This is a genomic window from Legionella pneumophila subsp. pascullei (assembly GCF_900637585.1).
Classification (GTDB): domain Bacteria; phylum Pseudomonadota; class Gammaproteobacteria; order Legionellales; family Legionellaceae; genus Legionella; species Legionella pascullei.
This window is the reverse complement of the sequence record NZ_LR134380.1, coordinates 1141832-1161519: the sequence shown is the minus strand read 5'-3', so window position 1 is coordinate 1161519 and position 19688 is coordinate 1141832. Positions and strand designations below refer to the sequence as shown.

The following is a 19688-nucleotide window of genomic DNA, read 5'->3' as shown; positions in this document are numbered from 1 at the left end:
GGCTTTAAACATGGATTACTCCTTGTTAATAATCAACTTATTTAGCTTACTTTTTAAAGCGGCCAGTTTGTTTTTGACTAGAACTTCCACAGCCAAATCACTCACATCAATCGCATTGGTGACATGATGAATGGTATTACACGTGATAACTTGCACCCCTTTCATCTCAGATAATAAAGAATAAGCATCTTCTGCAAACAGCGCATGCACACCAATACAAACGATGGACTTGCCCCCTGCTTGTTGTAACTGCTTCACCGTCTCTACCATGGTTCTAGCGGTGGAAATGATGTCATCGACAAGCACGAGTGTCGAGGATTCGAGTTCAGGAATAGTGGGTACTGAAATAGTCACTTCTTTGTCACCACGCCGAATCTTTTCCAAAATCACATAGGGAAAACGACCTTTTTCTGCAATATCGGCAACCCACTGTTCACTTTCCATATCAGGACCAATTAGAATTGGCTTAGGAACATGATGTTTAATCCATGTAGCAATCATCGATGTGGCATGCAAAACAAAAGTGGGGATCGAGTAGATTTCATCTAACGAGTGATAACGGTGTAAATGCGGATCAATGCTCATCAACCAATCGAATGAACTGGATAACATCTGTGCAAAATAACGTGAAGTAATCCCCTCACCCTGATGAAAGCGTTTATCTTGACGTAGATAGGAAAGATAAGGAGCAATCAAGCCAACTTTTCGAGCCCCTAACTCTTTAGCCGTTTTGGCAAAAAACAACAAAGGGAGTATTTTTTCATCCGGCTCGTTTAAGCTGTCCACCACCATAAGACTGCGATTATTAACCTCTGAATTGATTTTTAAGTACCACTCCGTGTCTGGAAAGCGATGAAAAGTCACATCCCCCACGTCCACTTGCAGAACTTCTTGTAATCGTCTGGCGATTTCTGATGAGTCAAATAATGAAAATAATAAGGGCTTCAAGGGCTTTCTCCTAAAAGAATTACGTCTTGTTTGTCACGTAAAACATCACAGGCGTAATGGAGCTCCCCTGAAGACTCCGAATGAATTGTAAACAAAGGCTCACCTTGTTCAACGGATTCGCCGACATGGACATGGAGGTCAATACCCGCCGATTTCGATTTTGGCGCACCAGCAAGCTTGGCAATTTTTGCAAGCTTTCGATTATCAATGAGGGAGACTTTTCCTGCCTTTGCAGCCACAACAGGATGAGTAAAACGTGCCTTTGTCAATTCCCTCATCCCACCCTGAGCCTCACAAATGGCCTGAAATTTCTTAAAGGCTTGTCCACTTTCCAATAATTGCTTCGCAATGGATTTCCCTAAACCCGGTTGTACTTTCGAAGAACACTCTAACGCAGCACCCGCAAGCGTCAACGCTCGTTCACGCAAATCATTGGGTGCATCAGGCAATCCTTGCAACACCGCCAATACATCGCGAGCTTCTAATGATGGGCCAATGCCATATCCTACCGGTTGTGAACCATCGGTCAATAAAGTATGGACAACAAGCCCTAACTCGTTACCTACCTCCTCAAGCAATTGTTTCAGAAGGAGCGCCATAGACTGATTCCTGACTTTGGCAGTAGGTCCTACGGGAATATCAATGACCGCATGTGTAGCACCTGTTGCAATTTTTTTAGAAAGAATGGAAGCTACTAATTGCCCTTCACTATCTAAATCAATAGCTCGTTCCACACGGATGAGCACGTCATCAGCAGGACTTAAACTCACAGCCCCACCCCATACGATACAGCCGTTTTCTTGTTCAACCACTTGGCGCATCTTTTGGGGACTTAAGTGGACTGGAGCTAAAGTCTCCATGGTATCCGCAGTCCCCGCAGGTGATGTAATGGCACGCGACGACGTTTTAGGTATCATCAACCCAAAGGCAGCCACGATGGGAACCACAATCAGAGTGGTGCGATTTCCAGGCAATCCTCCCACACAATGTTTATCAACGACCAGAGGTGAAGGCCAAGATAAGCGATCACCACTATCAATCATGGCTTTGGTGAGCTTCATCACTTCCGTACTGGTTAGACGTCCTGAGGCACTTGCCGCTAGAAAAGCGGAGATTTGTACATCAGAAAGACGACCGCTTAACACATCATCAATGATGACCTTCATTTGTTCATAAGACAGTTCTTTGCCATAAATCTTGGTATGCACATAGCTTAAGGATTCCAAGGGTTTTGGATGGGAGACCTGAATTTCATCGCCTTCTTTGGCATGTAAAGACTCCCAGGCGTAATCCGACAAACCAGCCTCACCAGGCTGAAGTAGCTCTGAGGTCACCACATTAAGAGTGGCTATAATAGAGCGCTGACCTAAAGTCACTTGGATACGGGTCTGTACTTCGAATCCTTCCGAATGACAAACATGACAATCCTCGCGCATGTAAATAATAGCTTCGTGATAGGTTTTAATCCCTAAATGTTTTAACCGAAGCCCATGAGAGGTTTGCTTACTCACCACAATTCCTCCGTTTGCAGATAAGAAGGAATGGTGCAAGAAAAACCTAATTGCTTCTCAATCTTCTGTTTTAGCGATTGGGCGCTGTGAGGCTCCCCATGGGTGATAAAAACCTTTTTAGGCGGATTAGTCAAATGAGTTAGCCATTCTAACAATTCCGGGTAGTCGGCATGAGCCGATGTACTGCTCATGACTACGACCTTAGCTTGTATCGGAATAAAACTCCCGTGAATTTTGACTTGCTTCTCCCCATTCACAATTCGAGCACCACGAGTGCCACCCGCCTGAAAGCCAGTAAAAAGTAGGGTATTTTTAGGATTAGGCGCAAAGGCTTTTAAATGATGCAGAATGCGGCCGCCTTGCGCCATGCCGCTGGCCGCTATGATGATTTGCGGCATGTGATGACGGTCAATCTCCTTGGACTCCTCAGGTGTGTTCACATAGGTGGCAACATGGCATAGTCCACGACATTGTTCTGCAGTTAAATGGTGGTCTTCTTTATAAGTGCAGAGTAAATGAGTGGCATCAATGGCCATGGGGCTGTCTAAAAAGACAGGAAGGTCTTTGGTAATTTGCCCTTGTCGTTTCAGTTCATAAATAAAATAAAGAAGACTTTGCGCACGCCCTACTGCAAACGCAGGAATAACGACTGAGCCCCCTCGTTTAACGGTTTGATTAATCACCTGAGCCATTTGAGGCAAAGGATCTGTGGCATCATGCAATCGGTCACCATAGGTGGACTCCATCACCAGATAATCCGTTTCTTGAATGAAGGCAGGGGCTTTCATAACGGGATCATAAGGACGGCCAATGTCTCCAGTAAATACAATGGAACCTTTTTGGGTTTTTATTTTGACCATGGCCGCACCCACAATGTGACCAGCACGATGATACACAAAACTGAAATCATGGAATAATTGATGCGGGGTATCAAAATCAATGGTTTCAAAATACTGCAATGCAGTATGAGCTTCTTTTTCAGTATAAAGAGGAAGAGCAGGTTGGTGTTTGGAGAATCCATACTTATTGGCCAAGCGGGCTTCTTCTTCCTGCAGATGACCACTGTCGGGTAACAAAATGGAACACAGTGCTTTGGTACCCGGTGTTGCATAAATTTTGCCTTGGAATCCATTTTTGACGAGCAAGGGAAGATAACCCGTATGGTCAATATGCGCATGAGTGATAATCACCGCATCGATATCATGGGGGTCAATAGGTAAAGGAGCCCAGTTGCGTAATCGTAATTCTTTATAGCCTTGAAAAAGACCGCAATCAATCAGGATTTTTTTAGAACCGACGGTCAAAAGATATTTAGAACCAGTAACCGTCTCAGTTGCTCCTAAAAAAGTTAATTTCATCTTGCCTCCGTTAAGTCTGCTGTTTTTTTCAAATCCATTTGGCCCCGCCACATCACATAAACCACAGGAATCACAATTAAGGTCAGCAGTAGCGCTGAAAAAACCCCACCGACCATAGGAGCGGCAAGACGCTTCATCACATCGGCTCCAATGCCTGTAGCCCACATCACCGGTAATAGGCCAATGATGTTAGCAAGACCCGCCATAGCCATGGGACGAATGCGGGAGACTGCACATTGTTGCACCATCTGAATCAAATCGGACAAGGTTCTGAGCCCCCCTTTTTCCTTTTGTTCATGGTAATCGGAATCAAGGTAAGCGAGCATCACAGCACTGGTTTCAGCAGCAACTCCTGCAAGCGCTATCATCCCTACCCAAACCGCAATACTCATGTTATACCCTAATACATAAAGCAGTAAAAAGCCGCCAAATAAAGCAAAGGGAACGCCTAGCATCACCATTAAAGTCTCAGTGATGGTGCGGAAGGTAAAGTAAAATAAAACAAAAATAATAGCTAAGGTCAGTGGCACAAAAATTTTAAGTCGCTCATAAACCCGTTGCATGAACTCATATTGTCCCGACCAGGCCAATGTATAACCTGGAGGCAATTTCACTTTGACTTTGACTGCTTGCTTTAGCTCCTCCACATAGCCGCCAATGTCTCGGCCGCTGATGTCAATGAAGACATAACCCGCCAACATGCCATTCTCATCGCGAACCATGGCAGGTCCTGAACGAAAAGTTAGCGTCACCAATTGCGCGATGGGTACCTCCGCACCACTGGGTGTTTTGACTAAAATACGATTGAGCTTGTCGGGGTCATCGCGCAATTCTCGCAAATAACGCACATTCACTGGGTAGCGCTCACGCCCCTCGATCGTGGTGGCAATGTTTTCACCACCCACGGCCGATTCAATGATGCGATTAACGTCCATAATGGTTAAACCATAGCGAGCCAACTGGTCCCGATTAATTTGAAAATCAAGGAAGTAGCCTCCAGCCACCCGCTCGGCATAAACCGTACTGGTGCCCTTTACTTCTTTGGCCACCATTTCAATTTCTTTGCCAATGGCTTCAATTTTTTTAATGTCGGGGCCAAAAATTTTTATTCCTACAGCAGTCCGAATTCCTGTGGTGAGCATGTCATTACGCGCTTTAATGGGCATGGTCCAAGCATTACTCACACCTGGGAATTGCAACGCTTCATCCATCTCTTTCACCAGGCTTTCATAAGTCACTCCTTTGCGCCAAAATTCTTTAGGCTTTAACTCCACAATCACCTCCATCATATTAAATGGAGAAGGGTCGGTAGACGTTTCGGCTCTTCCCGTCTTGCCAAAAACGTGTGCCACCTCTGGAAATGCTTTTAATTTCTTATCCATTTCTTGAAGCAAAGCCGTCGCTTGCGTCACCGAAATACCCGGTAAAGTAACCGGCATATACAAAATCGTCCCTTCATAAAGAGGGGGCATGAATTCAGAGCCAATGAGTTTATAAAGAGGAATGGTGGCCATAGCCAATACAATGGCAATTCCCATTACGAACTTGCGATACCTCAAAGCAAGCTTCAACACGGGCGCGTACATGGTTTGCATCAAGCGAGTAATCGGATGTTTTTGTTCAGGGATAATTCGACCACGCACCAAAAGAGGCAATAGGACAGGAATTAAGGTGATGGCAAGTAAAGCACTCATGAAAATGGCCAAATTCTTAGTATAAGCCAAGGGCGAAAACAGCCGCCCTTCTTGAGCTTCCAAGGTAAAAACGGGCATGAAGGAGATGGCAATGACCAAAAGGGATGAAAAAATGGCAGGCCCCACCTCTTTCGCCGAATCGATTAACACCTGGGTGCGATCACCTGGGCTTCCTTTTGCTTCCCAATCCGCTAAGCGTTTATGGGCATTATCGACCATGATGATGGCCGCATCGACCATATCGCCAATGGCGACAATAATGCCTCCGATGGACATGATATTCAGTCCGACATGTAAGAAATAAATGGGGATAAACGAAATCAAAATCGCCAGCGGCAAAGTAATAATAGGAATCAATGCCGAGCGAAAATGCCCTAAAAACACAATAATGAGTAACCCAACCACCACCAGTTCTTCAATCAAGTTCCAATTGGCCGTGGAAATCGCTTCCCGGATTAAATGACTTCGGTCATACACAGGAACCATTTTTATCCCTTCCGGGATTGCCGAAGCTAATTCTTTCAATTTATCCTTGATGCGACCAATCACTTGCAGCACGTCTTCACCAAAGCGCATGATGACAATGCCACCCACGGCTTCGCCTTGGCCATTTAAATCGACCACCCCGCGGCGCATGTCCGAGCCAAGCTGAACAGTCGCTACATCACGTAATAAAATCGGTGTGCCATTGGCATTGGTGCCCACGGCAATTTTTTCAATATCCTCAGTAGACTTAATGTATCCGCGACCACGAATCATGTACTCCACGCCCGAAAACTCAATGACTCGACCACCGGTGTCGTTATTACTCATACGAATTTTTTCAACAATCTCAGGAACCGATAGGTTGTAGGCAAGGACTTTGACTGGATCCAAATTGACTTGGTATTGCTTGACAAAACCTCCCACACTGGCTACTTCAGACACCCCAGGAACCGCTCTTAACCAATAGCGCAAATACCAATCCTGAAATGTGCGTAACTCAGCCAGGTTATGCTTGCCATTGTCATCCACCAAGCCGTATTGATAAATCCAACCCACCGGTGTCGCATCAGGGCCCAATTGAGGAGTCACTCCTTCGGGCAATTTTCCAGACAGCTGACTCATGTATTCCAAGACCCGACTTCGCGCCCAATAAATATCCGTACCATCCTCAAAAATGATGTAGACATAAGAAAAGCCAAAATCAGAAAATCCCCGCACAGCTACTACTTTTGGTGCTGACAACAATGCAGTTACAATAGGATACGTGACTTGATCTTCGATGAGATCGGGCGAACGTCCCATCCAGGTCGTATACACAATGACCTGAGTGTCTGAAATGTCAGGCAATGCGTCCATACGGGTATTCTTCAAGGCCATATAGCCCATGAAAGAAAACCCGAGCACAAAAAGCAACACAATAAAACGATTGCGTGCACAAAACTCAATAATCCGTTCAACCATAAAATCCCTTTATTCCAAGGCCAAATCACGCCTCTTTATTAGAGCTTCTTTCCTATTGTAGAGGCTCGGTAAGAAAGTCTATTGATGTTGCATACCTCCCATGGCCGCTTTCAACTGGCTCTCTGAGTCAATGAGGAAATTGGCAGACGTAATAATTTGATCGCCCTCTTTAACCCCTTTGATTATCTCAAGCAAATCCCCTGCCCTAACCCCTAAGGTCACGTCCCGCCATTCAATTTTGCCATTGCCATGGTAAATAAACACCACTGCGCGCTCACCTGTGAGTAGAACAGCATTTTTAGGGACCACAAGACGTTCACCCAAAGGTACTTTGAGTTCCAGATTCACATACATGCCCGGTTTTAATTGCTCCTTCTGGTTGTCCACTTCAAAGCGAACCTTGGCTGTACGTGTTTTCATGTCAATCGTAGGGTAGATAAAATCAAGCTTGGCCTTAAATAATTCATTGGGCAAGTAGGTAAGGGTCAAATCAGCCATTTGACCAAGACGAATATAAGGAAGCTCATATTCGTAAATGTCCCCTAAAACCCACAAGCGTGATAAATCAGCAATGGTATAGAGTTCATCTCCTGGCTCAATGCGCATGCCCACCAGCGCCATTTTTTTAAGAACCGTACCTTGGATGGGGGAATGAATCGTCATCGTCCGAGTGATTTTGCCCGTACGTCTTAATTGCTCAATGTCTTTTTCGGAAATCCCCCACAGCAACAACCTTTGGTGGGCTGCTTGAAAAGCAGACTGCGCACCACGAGCCGCACTCGATGTCGTATTTTTGCTTAATATTTTTTGGGCATTAAGGGCGAGCAAATATTCTTGCTGGGTGGCGACCAATTCAGGACTGTAAACGGTAAAAAGAGCTTGGTCTGCTTTGACTTTTTCTCCGGTAAAATTAATGAATAAGTTCTCAATCCACCCATCAAAGCGTACATGAATATGGGCAACACGCCGCTCATCGGCTTCAACACGCCCCACGGTACGGATTATTTTTTCAACCACTTGGCGACGCACCGGCTCTGACGTAATGCCAATGGCTTGTAAACGAGCCGGATCAATCACAATCTCATTTCCTTGAGTGGACTGTTTCATGTCCATCTTGCCATGATTATCCATGGCCTGTTGCGCCTGAGTTACCTGCAACAACGAAAGTAAACTCAAAATAACCGCACTCTTGATTATTAACTTAAAATTCATAAGAACGTCCCTGTGCTTTCTTCGATTTGCGCGATCGCTTTTTCATGTTCAGCAAGTTCACCGTGCCATTCCAATTCATTTTCTTGCAGCGTCAATAAATTATTCAGCATCGTTAAGAAATCCACTTTACCCACGCCGTAGGTGGCTTGCGATGAAGTAAATGTTAAAGTGGCTTGTGGAATGATGGTATGTTGAATCAGATGAATGAGTTTTGCCGAGCGCTCTGCCAACAAATAGGCATTTTTCACTTGAAAGGAAAGCATACGATAGGTGGTCTGCAAATCCTCAATATCCGCATTATACCGCGCAAGTGATTCGCGCACGGCATGATTTTGCTTTTGCATGAAATAAAGTGGAACCGTTGCTTTTAACAACACTTGATAGCCTTTGGTGTGCATTCCCGTATCATGAAGTCGTCCCCCTTCGATTTCCACATCCGGGAAATACTCCATTTTACTTAAGCGGATGGCTTGTCGTCCTTTTTGAACAGCACGTTGCTGCATGATTAATTGCGGTGCTCGGCTCTTAACGAGCGTGTAAAAATACTCTAAATTATGCCCCATTGGCGTTACAGGAAGCACTGCTGGTGTATGGATTGTAATTTCTAAGGAACGATTTAAAAGGCGATTGATATCCGCCTGCAGGGATCCCCGTTGTTGCTTTAAGATGACTAAACGCATCAGTAGACGAGAAATCTCAGTTTGGGCACGATAAATATCTTGTTGGGGTGTTTTCCCTACACTGTAATTGGCTTCGGAACTCTTTTCCATTTCATGAAGAAGTTCCTGGTTTCTTTGTACGATCTCGATGGATTTATTGACAAAATAAAGATCGTAATAGAGCCGTTTTAATTCAGCAATGACGGCGAAACTAGTGGCTTGGTATTCTGCTTCCGCTCTTTTGGCCTCGAGCGTTGCTATCCTTCCTCGCACAATGAGTTTGCCAGGAAAAGGAATTTCTTGTTGGCCACCCAACATTTGCTCGCGTCTTGGATCCACATCCATAGGGATATTCTCAGACATGTTGATGTACCCTGCATTAAGCTTCGGATCGGGTAACGCTTTTGCCTGTGGAATCACATGGATTGCTGCCAGTAGTCGGTCGCGTGCCGCACGAATTTGAGGGTTGTTTTGAGTGGCCTCATTGATTAGCTGCGATAAAGCAGGCGGTGTCTTGGCATAAGATACTGGCCCTGCAAAACAACAGAAACCTAAGAGAATAGTCCAAATCATTTTTTTAGCACTAAAATGCTTCATTGGGTGCCTTCCTTAGCCGTTTCTGAGCTTCTATCACTAACAAAGGCACCATGCCTAATAGAATCCAAACCAGGCATTGGGTGAATGAGACCGGTTGTATCCCAAATAATTCGCGCAATACCGGGATATGATGAATCAAGACCTGCAGGGAAAAACTGATGCTCACAATAAAAAAGAGTCTTAAATTGGAAAACAATCCTACTTGCCAAATATTTTTGGTGTCGCTTCGCGCTCCAAAGGCCCATAAAAGCTCGGCGGTTACTAAAACAGAAAAGGCCGCATCTTGGGCTTGAATTAAATCCTTATCGATTAAATATTCATAAGCAAACACACTAAGGATTACTAAAGCCTTTAAACAACCCACAAAGGTTACTCGTTTGAAAAACGCCATATCCATCATGGATTTTTGCGTGGCTCTGGGTGGACGATTCAAAATCCCTGGCTCTGACATATCGGTAGCTAAGCCAATGGCCGGCAAACCATCGGTTACTAAGTTAATCCATAATAATTGGATAGGAAGCAACGGCAATGGCCAGCCGATTAAAAGTGCTACAAACACAACCAGTAACTCCCCACTATTGCCTGCTAATAAATAGGCAAGCGTTTTGGCAATGTTATCGTAAATCGTGCGACCTTCTTCAATACCTGCCACAATCGAGGTGAAGTTATTGTCCATGACGATGATGTCAGAGGCTTCCTTAGTTACAGCAGTCCCTGTTTTCCCCATGGCAATGCCCACCGAAGCTTCTCTTAAAGCAGGCGCATCATTCACCCCATCGCCTGTCATCGCCACCACCATTTGTTGTTTTTTCCAGGCCCGTACGATTTTTAATTTATGCTCCGCAGTCACACGAGCATAGACAGCAATGTCTTTGACGCAATGGTTAAATTCTTCCTCCGACATGTTTTCAAGTTCATTGCCAGTGAGCAATCGGTCACCTGCCTCCAAAATGCCAAGCTCTTTGGCAATGGCTCTTGCCGTATCAGGATGGTCTCCTGTAATCATCACTGGTTTAATACCAGCCTTTTTACAGCGACTGATGGATTCCTTGCTACTCGCATGAGGTGGGTCCTGAAGACCAATAAGACCTAAAAACACCAGGTTATGTTCAATCTCTTCCTCTTCTTCTAAAGTTGTAGGCTCTAATTGGCGCTTCGCAAAAGCTAACAGTCGCAATGCTTCGCTGGCCATGAGTTCACAGGATTGTTTCATGCGCGCCTTATCATTCGGCGTTACTTTTTTAATGCCTGTTTTGGTTAAAATATGGGTGCAGCGCTCCAAGATAATTTCTGGTGCCCCCTTCACAAAAGCGATGTGTTCATGGTCTTGTCGACACACGACCGTCATGCGTTTGCGTTCGGAGCTAAAGGGTAACTCTTTGATGCGAGGATAAGAGGCTTGCAGTTCCCCTTGCCAAACGCCTCCTTTGGCTGCTGCAACCAAAAGGGCCACTTCAGTTGGGTCTCCCACAGTAGCTACCTGTCCATCTTGGCTCTCAAAACTCGCGTTATTGCAAGCCACCATCGCATGCAAAGTAGCTTGCAACAACGGGTCTTCTGACACATTAATTTCTTGACCTTGAAGAGTAAATCCTCCCGAGAGGTTATAGCCTTCTCCATGAATACTATAAACATCACTTGCTGTCACAAGCTGACGTGCGGTCATTTCACCCACGGTTAATGTTCCTGTTTTATCCGTGCAAATGACTTGTAAACAGCCGAGTGTTTCAACCGCCGATAATCGCCTTACCAGTACGGCACGCCGTACCATACGTTGCACGCCGAGTGCTAAAGCCACCGTTACTACGGCAGGCAAGCCTTCAGGAATTGCAGCCACTGCAAGACTGACTGAACTCATGAATAAGCTGAATAGAGAGATATTACGTAAAAGACCTAAGCCAAAAATGGCAATGATAATGAAAAAGCAAAGCCACAATAGACGAGAACCCACTTGATTGAGTTTTTTCTGCAAAGGCGTTTCATCACGAGACGCTTCACCCAGCATTTTGGCAATGTGCCCCATTTCCGTTTGCATACCAGTCGCCACGACAAGCGCGCGACCGGTGCCATCGGCTATAGAGGTGCCCATAAACACCATGTTTTTACGATCGGCTAGAGGCGTCTCGGCAGTGCAAACATCCAGATTTTTAGCAACGGGTATCGACTCACCCGTGAGTGGCGCCTCATTAACCTTAAGCGCTGATAATTCAAAAAGGCGAGCATCGGCAGCGATTAAATCACCGCTTTCAAAAAGAAGAATATCACCTGGTACGATATCAGAAGCGGCTATCACCTTCGCATGGCCATCGCGAAGCACTGTTGCTTTGGGAGCAGCCATTTGCTGAAGCGCAAGCATTGCCCTATCAGCGCGATATTCCAAAAAAAATCCGATGATGGCATTTAAAATGACAATGGCCAAAATGGCAATGGCATCGGCTTTTTCATCCAACAAAAAAGACACAACAACAGCACCTAAAAGTACCCAAATCACCACACTTGCAAATTGCTGCAAAAAAATGACGAAAGGGGATGTTTTTTTCTGTTGACTCAGCAGGTTAGGTCCTACTTCTTTTAGCCGCTGTTCTGCTACTTTTTCAGATAGTCCTAAAGATAAGTCGGTTTGAAACAACAACACCATATCTGCAGGTGCTTTTTCGTGCCATTGTTCTGCCATGACAGCCATCCTTTGCATTCGCCCGTCCACTATGATGTGGTGCGCATCATTTTATCTCAATTTTTAGTGCCCGAATAGATTAATAGTTCTTAGACTTTATAGGATGAGCGCTCATATGAATCTTTAGGATTGAGTAATAAAGATTTTAGTGTTAGCGACCACCACCGCCACCATGGCCAACATGACCTTGAGCGACATGCTCTTCGAGACTTTTAGTGTACTTACTACTCGTGCCACTGCTCATGCACGCAGTAAGGACTAAACAACACGCCAAAACCATCCAATGACTTTGTTTCATGATAATTTCTATCCTTGATTTTAAAGGAAATAATTACAATATAGACTCTTTGGTATGGATAAGTCAAAACAAAGTGTTCTATGCTTTGACGAACAATTAGCTAGGAATAACCTTTGAGAAGCTCAATTAAAATGTCTTGATGTGTCCTCAAAAAAACCTAAAAAAATTTACGTGCAAAAGAAAACTTTGTCCCTTTGTTTTGAATTAATTGAATGATAGTTGAATTGTTTTTAGCTCACTTTTTTCGTATCCTAAACCGATTCAAAATTTGAGTTAGTTTTTTGAAATATTAAACTAATTAATTGACACGTATCACATCCATTTCGTCATCCCAACAAAGAACCATCGCTGACGATCCTAACCAACATTTAGGGTACCTCTACTTATATTTAATGCCTGTCTTAAAAAGACAATCATGATATCATTCTATTTACTGATTAAAATAAATAGCATACAAAATATAACTATAAGAAACTATTTTAAAACCTATTGGTTTTCTTGGAGACGAAAATATTGTGAAGAAATTTGCCATCACCCTAATGAGCTTGATATTCATTAACTCATATTATCCTACTGCTTTCTCCGAAAAACCTAATCAACGCATGATGAACAATCAATCGACACATTCTTTGAAATCAAAAAATACCTTGCAATTATCTATTCAAGAGATAATGGATAAAAAGGACAAGAAACTGGTATTAATCAAATTAATTGACACCAAAAGCAATAAACCAATCACCTTAAACGATCTTATTGAAGCACATACACAAAAGATTCATTTGTTGATTATCGATGATACACTTCTTGACTACAGTCATGTCCATCCAGTCGAAACAACGATACCAGGCATCTATCAATTTGAATGGCAGCCTACGCTTAAGAGTGCCTCCTATCGAGCATGGGCTGATCTTATACCGACTAATACAAAAACCCAAGAATATGTAGTTGCTGATTTACCTTACCCAAAGACAAAAAAGAAATTGGAAAATCCTATTCATCGACAACCATTATTTGAAAGTAGTGTTGATGGCTACCATTTTAAATTGTCTTTTGATAAAACACCATTGCACGTCGGTCAAGCAGTCATGGGCAAAATTGACATCACCGATGCAAAGGAAAACCCAGTTCATACCCTAGAACCCATTATGGGTGCTTATGCCCACATCGTTGGTTTTAATGAGGACTTTAAAACAGTAACTCATGTTCATCCAATGGGCAAGGAACCTACAAATAATACGGAACGAGGAGGACCTGAATTGCTATTTCATATAAAACCTAACAAAGTAGGATTTATTAAAATGTTCGCCCAAGTGCAAATCGATGGGAAAACACTGTTTGTTCCGTTTGGAGTCACAGTAAATTCATAAAGATCTTTGATGGATTGTGAATTCACAGGGGTTAGGCCTAGCATAATGATTTATCCTGTTTGCCATTCGTCTGTATGAACGCTACGGTTTGATTGAGACACCACAACGAGCCCCGAATGGCTATCGCCAATATCTAGAAGACGTCGTTGATTGCCTTCAACTTTGCCAAACTCAGATTGCATTAAAAGCGATCTTAATATTCAAATATAACATGATCCATCCACTCTCCATGTGGGTCATTAGAAATACCAAGCAACCAAGAAGCAGCAACAACCAACTCTTTGGACAGAACTAAAGCCTCTTCAGGTCCTGGGCTTCTCGTACCCTGCTCCCAATTCCCAATCCTGGCAGCGCCAAATCCTGTTCTCTCTGCCAATATCTTAATCGTCAACCCATTTGCTTTTCTAGCCTGCGTAATCCTACTACCTATAATTTTTTTCATGTTCATTTAGGTTCATTTGATATCAAACGGAAATAGCCCATTGACACTAAAAAGTGCTTATTTACAATGGGTTATCAACAACACGTTTCGTGTTATTGATTGATACTAAATGAAATTATTTGATATTGCAAACACTGAATTTGGAACAGTGTTTTTAGATGGATGAATAAGAAAATGGGATTTTTGTTTGTTACTACTAACGAATTATCCGCACTGATGGGATTGCCTTATATCCAGCAATCGACCTACTTGCTGGGGATTCGACCTTATATGGATAGGGAAACCTTTCTGGTTGGGGTTAAACGAAAAATCAGTTATCAGCAACTCGCTGAGGCTTTATATATTGAGCCTCATCAAGGCTTTCAACAATCCGGTAGTCCTAGTCGTCAACAATTGCGAAGAATCATCTATGCGCTGGAGAGAGCTGGTTTAATCAAGATTGAGTCCATAGGCATGAACCTGATTGTAAAATGCCTTTTAGCTGATACGGATATTTCTGTCCAAAATAAACCCGACACAAACCCGACACAGCAACCCGACACAAACCCGAACATCAAAAAGAATTACAAATCATCAAGTTACGATGATTTTTCTAAAAAATCCAACACAGTTGAAAACACAAAACCCGACACACCTCATAACTCAGAAAATTTGTGTGTGTATGTGCGCGCCCAATTTCAAAAATTTTGGGAACTTTATCCACAGAAGCAAGATGAGACCAGGGCATTCCAGGAGTTTTATAAACTCAAGCCCGATGAAACGCTGTTTAGACAGATGATGGATGCTCTGCAAGAACAAATTGAAAACCGTTTAGACATGGAGCTCTGTGGCGAGTGGGTTCCTAAATGGAAGTTTCCAGCCAATTGGCTAGCCCAACAATGCTGGAATGATGAACTTTTACCCATAAGAAAACAGGAGCAAGGCCATGCAAACATTCAAACAAGTTATAGAAAAAAATCAGCCGCAGATATTCTCGCTGAATCCTGCAAAGAATCCAGCTTCAGCATCAACTTTGAAGATAAACCCCAAACAGGAAACAACGTCCTCCACTTCAATTCAACAAGAAGCGTATGACAAACGGGTTGATACTTTGTTCTTAAGATTTAATGCCATTTATGGTGCCTTATGGCTTTCTGCCTATAACAATGAAAAAGCCCTTGAAGCTGCCAAGCTGGAATGGGCTGACAGCATCAAAGAATTTGATAGCCAGGTCTTAACCTTTGCGGTGGAAAAAATAAAAAGAACGCAACAACGCCCTCCCGTTATTCCTGTCTTTGTAGAACTTTGCATCAGCATTCAAAAAAGTATTAAGGCAAGAGAAGAAGCTCTGCGGGCTAAACCCGAAAACCATAAAAGAACCGACCCACAAATCGTTAAATCCCACATCAAAGAGATGATGGAAAAGCTAACCAGTCCCTCAGTTAAGGAGAAAAAATCATGCTGATCCTAGACCGCAAAATTGGTGAAGAAATCTATATCAATAAAGGCAAAATCAAAATCACTGTTCTTTATGAAAAAAATGGCCTGATAGGAATTGGTGTCAGAGCACCCAGCGAAATCGATATCGATCGCAAAGAAGTCTTTATCCGCAAATACATTCAAAAATTAGACCAAGAAAACAAGTCAAATCAAGGATAGGGATAGTTATGTTGAGAACAACCATTATTGGCCTTTTAGCCCTAAGCAGCCTGCAAATACAAGCTGCTAATATCACCCAGGTTGGACGTTATGCTACCGTGAATAATCAACCCCTGGCAGCACAGATAAATCCGCTTAAAACAGTCCAGCAGATTCATTTCCCAAGCTCAGTTCAAACGATAGGTGAAGCGGTTGAGTATTGGCTTCGTTATTCAGGTTACCATCTTGCTCCCCAGGATAAGCAAAACGAAAGCCTTAAACAAATCTTCCAACAACCCCTACCCCAAGTCACCAGAAACCTTGGTCCTTTAACTATAGCCGACGGGCTCACGGTATTGGTTGGGAAAACCCTGTTTAGCCTCAAGCAGGATGACCTCTTAAGAGAAATCAATTTCAGTCTTAATGCAAGGAGAGCACAATGAAGAAATTTCTGGATGCCAAATGGCTTGGCCTGGTTGTTTTAAATGTTCTGGTGATTGTGTTTGTGTGTGTAAAACACCAATCTTCATCCATCAATAATAACAATCTGAATGGTCTGGAACAAAAACTTATAACTATTCAATCGCAATTAAATAAACCTAACCAACAACCCGATCTTTCCCCTATTACTGACAATATCAAACAGCTTGGGGATTTCATCCAACAAATGCAAAACAAAGACGACCATCAATTAGGTGATCTTTTTTCAACCGAACAAGCTGCTATTAAAAACCAGCTCGATGGCATTAAAGAATTGCTGAAGCATTTAGATAGCCAAAAGCAGCCTATTAAAATGCTGCCAGCAAGCGAACTTCCTTTTAGAGTTTTAAGCATAGACAGCGTACAGGAAATTTCAGTCGCATCGGTTGCTTACGATTATAAAACCCAAGCCCTAGAGAAAGGGGATTCCCTAGCCGGATGGAAAATCCTAGATATCAATTTTGCCAAGCAAACTATCGAATTTGAGAACGCAGATAAAGCCCATGTTCTGATGCATTTGACTCAACAAGAGGTGGGCAATGAATAAATTGTCTACCATCACTCTATGCCTGTTATTAGGCCAGCAAGCCATCGCAGGTTTGTATATCCCTGGCATTGCCACCTCACCCATGCAACAAGCCGACAATGCCCTAGCAAAAGCAGGTCTTACTGAGTTTCATGATGAAGTGATCGAAGAAAAGGATTTCCTACTGAATGATGTTCAAAAGCAAGAAGCTAAAATCTGGGGATTGAATGAAAAAGAAGAAAAACGCTATCTGCAATTAATGCAAAGCAGAAGCGGTGTGTATTATAAAGACTTGCGCATGACACCGATTGATATTCTTGGACTTAACGCCAGAGATGATGCGGAACGTGAACATTTTGCAAGCCTTGCTGCTCGCCAGGAAGCACAAAAAGTGGCGCAAAATATCGCTTGGAACAATGCTTTTTATAAGGCCTATAACGAACTATTTAAAGACGTACCCGTGGTTGGCGATTTTGATCCCTCCCCTTACTCACCCTATGCTCATCAACCTATTCAATTAAAAGAGGGTGAAACACTCTATTTATTTATAAAACCTGACGATGCGGTTACCACCATTGTACTGCAACTGATTGACGCGATTAACCGCACTCCCAATACAAAACTTAACCTGCTGTTTCTGGATATGAACAATAACGCCATACAACTGTGGGCGAATCGACATCAAATCCCCATTCAATTAGTGACCAATCAGCAAATCACGCTAACCCCTGGCAACCAACAATTTGAAGGCTTAGCACTTGCCAAGAAACAAACCCCATTACTGTTAATAGCCAATGGTAAAACCTCGCAAGTTGTCGATTTAGGAAGATTTTAATGATTAGGATTCTACTTTTACTGTCGGTCGCGTTGAATGTTCATAGCATGAACGTCATTCCTTTAACCCTGTCACAAAGTGATACGTCATTAAAATTAAATTTGTCCAGCCCAATAGGCGTACCAGCCAAAAGCAAAGCTACCGCAGGCAAAGTCAGCCGCAAAACATTGGATACCACTTTATTAAACATGCCTTTGTTTGTCATAGGTGCAGATAAAGCATCGATTCAATGGTTGGAACAGCATCAAGAAGAATTAAAATTCATGCAAGCCACAGGATTCATTACCAACGTCAATGACTTTGAAACCATTGTCGCTTTGCAAGAAAAATTCAAACTACCGTTACTGCCCGTTAATGTTGATCCCTTGCTTGCATACCTTCACGAACAACATTACCCCTTAATCATTGCTGAGGGGGCTTTATGGCAGTAAAACAATATTCAAGACAAATGACCATGCAGTTAACCATAGTACTATTTTTAGGTTGGTTGGCGATTATTATCTGGGCGTTAAGTCAATGGCTGTTGCATGGCTACTCCTTTGCTTTTGAAAAAGTGAATATCCTTGTAAACACACAAAGAGAGGCCATCACCCCTGTTTATCAAGGCTCATTGCTGGTAGTACTTCCTTTAAATGCCAAACCAGATTGGGTATTTACCATTCCTTATTTCAACAAATTGGCCATCAATGATCTTGCCAAGGATTTAATCGAAAAATCACAGCAATTCGTGCAGATCCTTTTATTAAGCAGCCAGTGCCTTTTAATAAAACTCATTATCCTATTCGCTGCCATGCCCTTATTTGCTTTGACCATGATTGCAGGTCTGGTTGACGGTCTAAATCAAAGAGCGATACGCACTGCTTGTTTAGGTCGTGAATCCTCTTACGTGTTCCACAGGCTTAATCACTATTTGAAAAAAGGACTGGTGATTTTACTCATACTGTGGCTTGCCCTGCCCGTTAGCATCACCCCTGCTTATGTCTTTGTGCCTGTCAGTTTGTTGATGGGATTAATGGTAGCCATGACGGCCAGCCGCTTTAAGAAATACTTATAGGGAGAAACCATGAAACGAATACTATGCCTCACCTTAATGATAATAAGCCTGCAATGCTCTGCGAATAACCCTGATTTGAATGAAACGCTGGTACGTATCATTAATCAGATTAACGCCATCATGCCTTTGCTTGATGAAGCGCAAACACAGATAACACCAAATGCCCGTATCCAATTGCAAATCGAAGGATTTGAAGATCTCCAAGGCCAGCATCACTCCGGATTGAGAGAAGACTTGCTAAACATTCGAAACGGCCTGATTGACTACATCAACCAGCCCATCATTGCCCCTCGAAAAATTAAACCATTAGAAATGGATTTTGTGAGGAAACCCTAATGAGTAAAGACGAAATAGCGAGAATGTTTGCTTCAACATTCAAACAAGCCAGCAACAACATCTCAGCCCAAGTCTTTTCCAGCAGTATCCGTTTTATTGCCATAAGCCTGGTGATTTTAGCGGTGATGTGGTGCGTCAACCACATGATGGGAACCGAGGAAAAACAGCAACAAGGATACTTGCTGAATTTCGGCTCTCGAATGGTCAGGCTTGTCATTGGCCTGATGATTTTCATTTTAGTGTTATTCGTTAAGGAGACAACATGAAAACAACGCTTCGCACGCTCTACCTGGGAGCTGTCAATCTTTTTTACGCCCCTGTGTTATTGGCAGATAACTGGTTCCCTAAAATTTCTGATGCGGACAACATTGGTGACGGTTCCAAAAGCATGATGTCGGTAACAGGCAATTACGTCAAACAGGGTCTTGGCTTATTGCTGTTCATTACCGCAGTCGTGACCTTTATCAAGTTCATTACCACGGTGCAACACGGTATTGAAGAATCCAAAAAGAACGAAGGTTCCATGGTGGCCTTCGGTACTTTTGCCGTAATGGGAATCACCTATTTAGCCATTAGCATCGCTTCTGGTTATGTGGGTTATACCATGATTACCAAGTTCAAAATATAGGAGGTG

General features: G+C 43.1%; 21 protein-coding genes. 12 read left to right on the top strand and 9 right to left on the bottom strand.

All coding sequences use genetic code 11. The features are described 5' to 3' along the window. Positions 1-15 precede the first annotated feature (15 nt). The 8 genes from EL201_RS05315 to EL201_RS15635 form a co-directional block, all read right to left on the bottom strand. A complete protein-coding gene (locus EL201_RS05315) occupies positions 16-948 on the bottom strand; it encodes a ribose-phosphate pyrophosphokinase (RefSeq protein ID WP_014843652.1) in 933 nt (310 codons plus the stop codon). Continuing rightward, complete coding sequence (locus EL201_RS05310; RefSeq protein ID WP_014843651.1) at positions 945-2459, bottom strand: thymidine phosphorylase family protein; 1515 nt, start codon at positions 2457-2459, stop codon at positions 945-947. Before EL201_RS05310 ends, EL201_RS05315 begins: the two co-directional genes overlap by 4 nt. Continuing rightward, the gene (locus EL201_RS05305) at positions 2456-3817 is read right to left on the bottom strand and encodes an MBL fold metallo-hydrolase RNA specificity domain-containing protein (RefSeq protein WP_014843650.1); all 1362 of its coding nucleotides are present in this window, start codon (positions 3815-3817) and stop codon (positions 2456-2458) included. Before EL201_RS05305 ends, EL201_RS05310 begins: the two co-directional genes overlap by 4 nt. Beyond that, positions 3814-6957 carry an efflux RND transporter permease subunit gene (locus tag EL201_RS05300; protein WP_014843649.1) on the bottom strand — a complete coding sequence of 1048 codons (3144 nt, stop codon included), beginning with the start codon at positions 6955-6957 and terminating at the stop codon, positions 3814-3816. Before EL201_RS05300 ends, EL201_RS05305 begins: the two co-directional genes overlap by 4 nt. Before the next feature lie 78 nt (positions 6958-7035). Continuing rightward, positions 7036-8169: an efflux RND transporter periplasmic adaptor subunit gene (locus EL201_RS05295; RefSeq protein ID WP_014843648.1), complete on the bottom strand. Its 1134-nt coding sequence runs from the start codon at positions 8167-8169 to the stop codon at positions 7036-7038. Continuing rightward, positions 8166-9425: a TolC family protein gene (locus EL201_RS05290; protein WP_027219595.1), complete on the bottom strand. Its 1260-nt coding sequence runs from the start codon at positions 9423-9425 to the stop codon at positions 8166-8168. The genes EL201_RS05295 and EL201_RS05290 overlap by 4 nt, the downstream gene beginning before the upstream one ends. Next, entirely contained in the window at positions 9412-12099 is a 2688-nt protein-coding gene (locus tag EL201_RS05285) for a cation-translocating P-type ATPase (RefSeq protein ID WP_027219596.1), read from the bottom strand. Before EL201_RS05285 ends, EL201_RS05290 begins: the two co-directional genes overlap by 14 nt. Before the next feature lie 151 nt (positions 12100-12250). After that, a complete protein-coding gene (locus tag EL201_RS15635; RefSeq protein WP_016356828.1) occupies positions 12251-12397 on the bottom strand; it encodes a hypothetical protein in 147 nt (48 codons plus the stop codon). 515 nt (positions 12398-12912) lie between these two features. Here EL201_RS15635 and EL201_RS05280 point away from each other — a divergent pair. Beyond that, the gene (locus tag EL201_RS05280; protein ID WP_014843645.1) at positions 12913-13764 is read left to right on the top strand and encodes a DUF8832 domain-containing protein; all 852 of its coding nucleotides are present in this window, start codon (positions 12913-12915) and stop codon (positions 13762-13764) included. Positions 13765-13957: 193 nt separating this feature from the next. On the opposite strand, the gene EL201_RS05270 is transcribed toward EL201_RS05280, so the two are convergent. After that, positions 13958-14212, bottom strand: a complete 255-nt coding sequence (locus EL201_RS05270) for a helix-turn-helix domain-containing protein (protein WP_011215153.1) — start codon at positions 14210-14212, stop codon at positions 13958-13960. A gap of 168 nt (positions 14213-14380) precedes the next feature. Between EL201_RS05270 and EL201_RS05265 the strand changes: the two genes are divergently transcribed. From EL201_RS05265 to EL201_RS05215, 11 genes are read left to right on the top strand one after another with little or no spacing between them, the layout of a single operon-like run. After that, positions 14381-15280: an LvrA C-terminal domain-related protein gene (locus EL201_RS05265; protein ID WP_014843644.1), complete on the top strand. Its 900-nt coding sequence runs from the start codon at positions 14381-14383 to the stop codon at positions 15278-15280. Continuing rightward, a complete protein-coding gene (locus EL201_RS05260) occupies positions 15219-15650 on the top strand; it encodes a hypothetical protein (RefSeq protein WP_223381092.1) in 432 nt (143 codons plus the stop codon). Before EL201_RS05265 ends, EL201_RS05260 begins: the two co-directional genes overlap by 62 nt. After that, on the top strand, positions 15644-15844 hold the full coding sequence (locus EL201_RS05255) for a carbon storage regulator (protein WP_010946738.1): 201 nt from the start codon (positions 15644-15646) through the stop codon (positions 15842-15844). Before EL201_RS05260 ends, EL201_RS05255 begins: the two co-directional genes overlap by 7 nt. Positions 15845-15852: 8 nt before the next feature. Beyond that, on the top strand, positions 15853-16266 hold the full coding sequence (gene pilL2, locus EL201_RS05250; protein ID WP_010946737.1) for a PFGI-1 class ICE element type IV pilus protein PilL2: 414 nt from the start codon (positions 15853-15855) through the stop codon (positions 16264-16266). Next, on the top strand, positions 16263-16850 hold the full coding sequence (locus tag EL201_RS05245) for a hypothetical protein (RefSeq protein WP_010946736.1): 588 nt from the start codon (positions 16263-16265) through the stop codon (positions 16848-16850). Before pilL2 ends, EL201_RS05245 begins: the two co-directional genes overlap by 4 nt. After that, the gene (locus EL201_RS05240) at positions 16843-17664 is read left to right on the top strand and encodes a TIGR03759 family integrating conjugative element protein (RefSeq protein WP_014843643.1); all 822 of its coding nucleotides are present in this window, start codon (positions 16843-16845) and stop codon (positions 17662-17664) included. Before EL201_RS05245 ends, EL201_RS05240 begins: the two co-directional genes overlap by 8 nt. Next, on the top strand, positions 17664-18095 hold the full coding sequence (locus EL201_RS05235) for an integrating conjugative element protein (protein ID WP_014843642.1): 432 nt from the start codon (positions 17664-17666) through the stop codon (positions 18093-18095). The genes EL201_RS05240 and EL201_RS05235 overlap by 1 nt, the downstream gene beginning before the upstream one ends. Next, positions 18086-18718: an IncC plasmid conjugative DNA transfer DtrJ family protein gene (locus EL201_RS05230; protein WP_027219597.1), complete on the top strand. Its 633-nt coding sequence runs from the start codon at positions 18086-18088 to the stop codon at positions 18716-18718. The genes EL201_RS05235 and EL201_RS05230 overlap by 10 nt, the downstream gene beginning before the upstream one ends. Positions 18719-18727: 9 nt before the next feature. After that, positions 18728-19054 (top strand): RAQPRD family integrative conjugative element protein, encoded by a 327-nt coding sequence (locus EL201_RS05225; protein ID WP_016356826.1) that lies wholly within the window; start codon positions 18728-18730, stop codon positions 19052-19054. After that, positions 19054-19320: a hypothetical protein gene (locus tag EL201_RS05220; RefSeq protein ID WP_011215143.1), complete on the top strand. Its 267-nt coding sequence runs from the start codon at positions 19054-19056 to the stop codon at positions 19318-19320. Before EL201_RS05225 ends, EL201_RS05220 begins: the two co-directional genes overlap by 1 nt. Continuing rightward, the gene (locus tag EL201_RS05215; RefSeq protein WP_011213425.1) at positions 19317-19682 is read left to right on the top strand and encodes a hypothetical protein; all 366 of its coding nucleotides are present in this window, start codon (positions 19317-19319) and stop codon (positions 19680-19682) included. Before EL201_RS05220 ends, EL201_RS05215 begins: the two co-directional genes overlap by 4 nt. Positions 19683-19688: the final 6 nt, after the last annotated feature.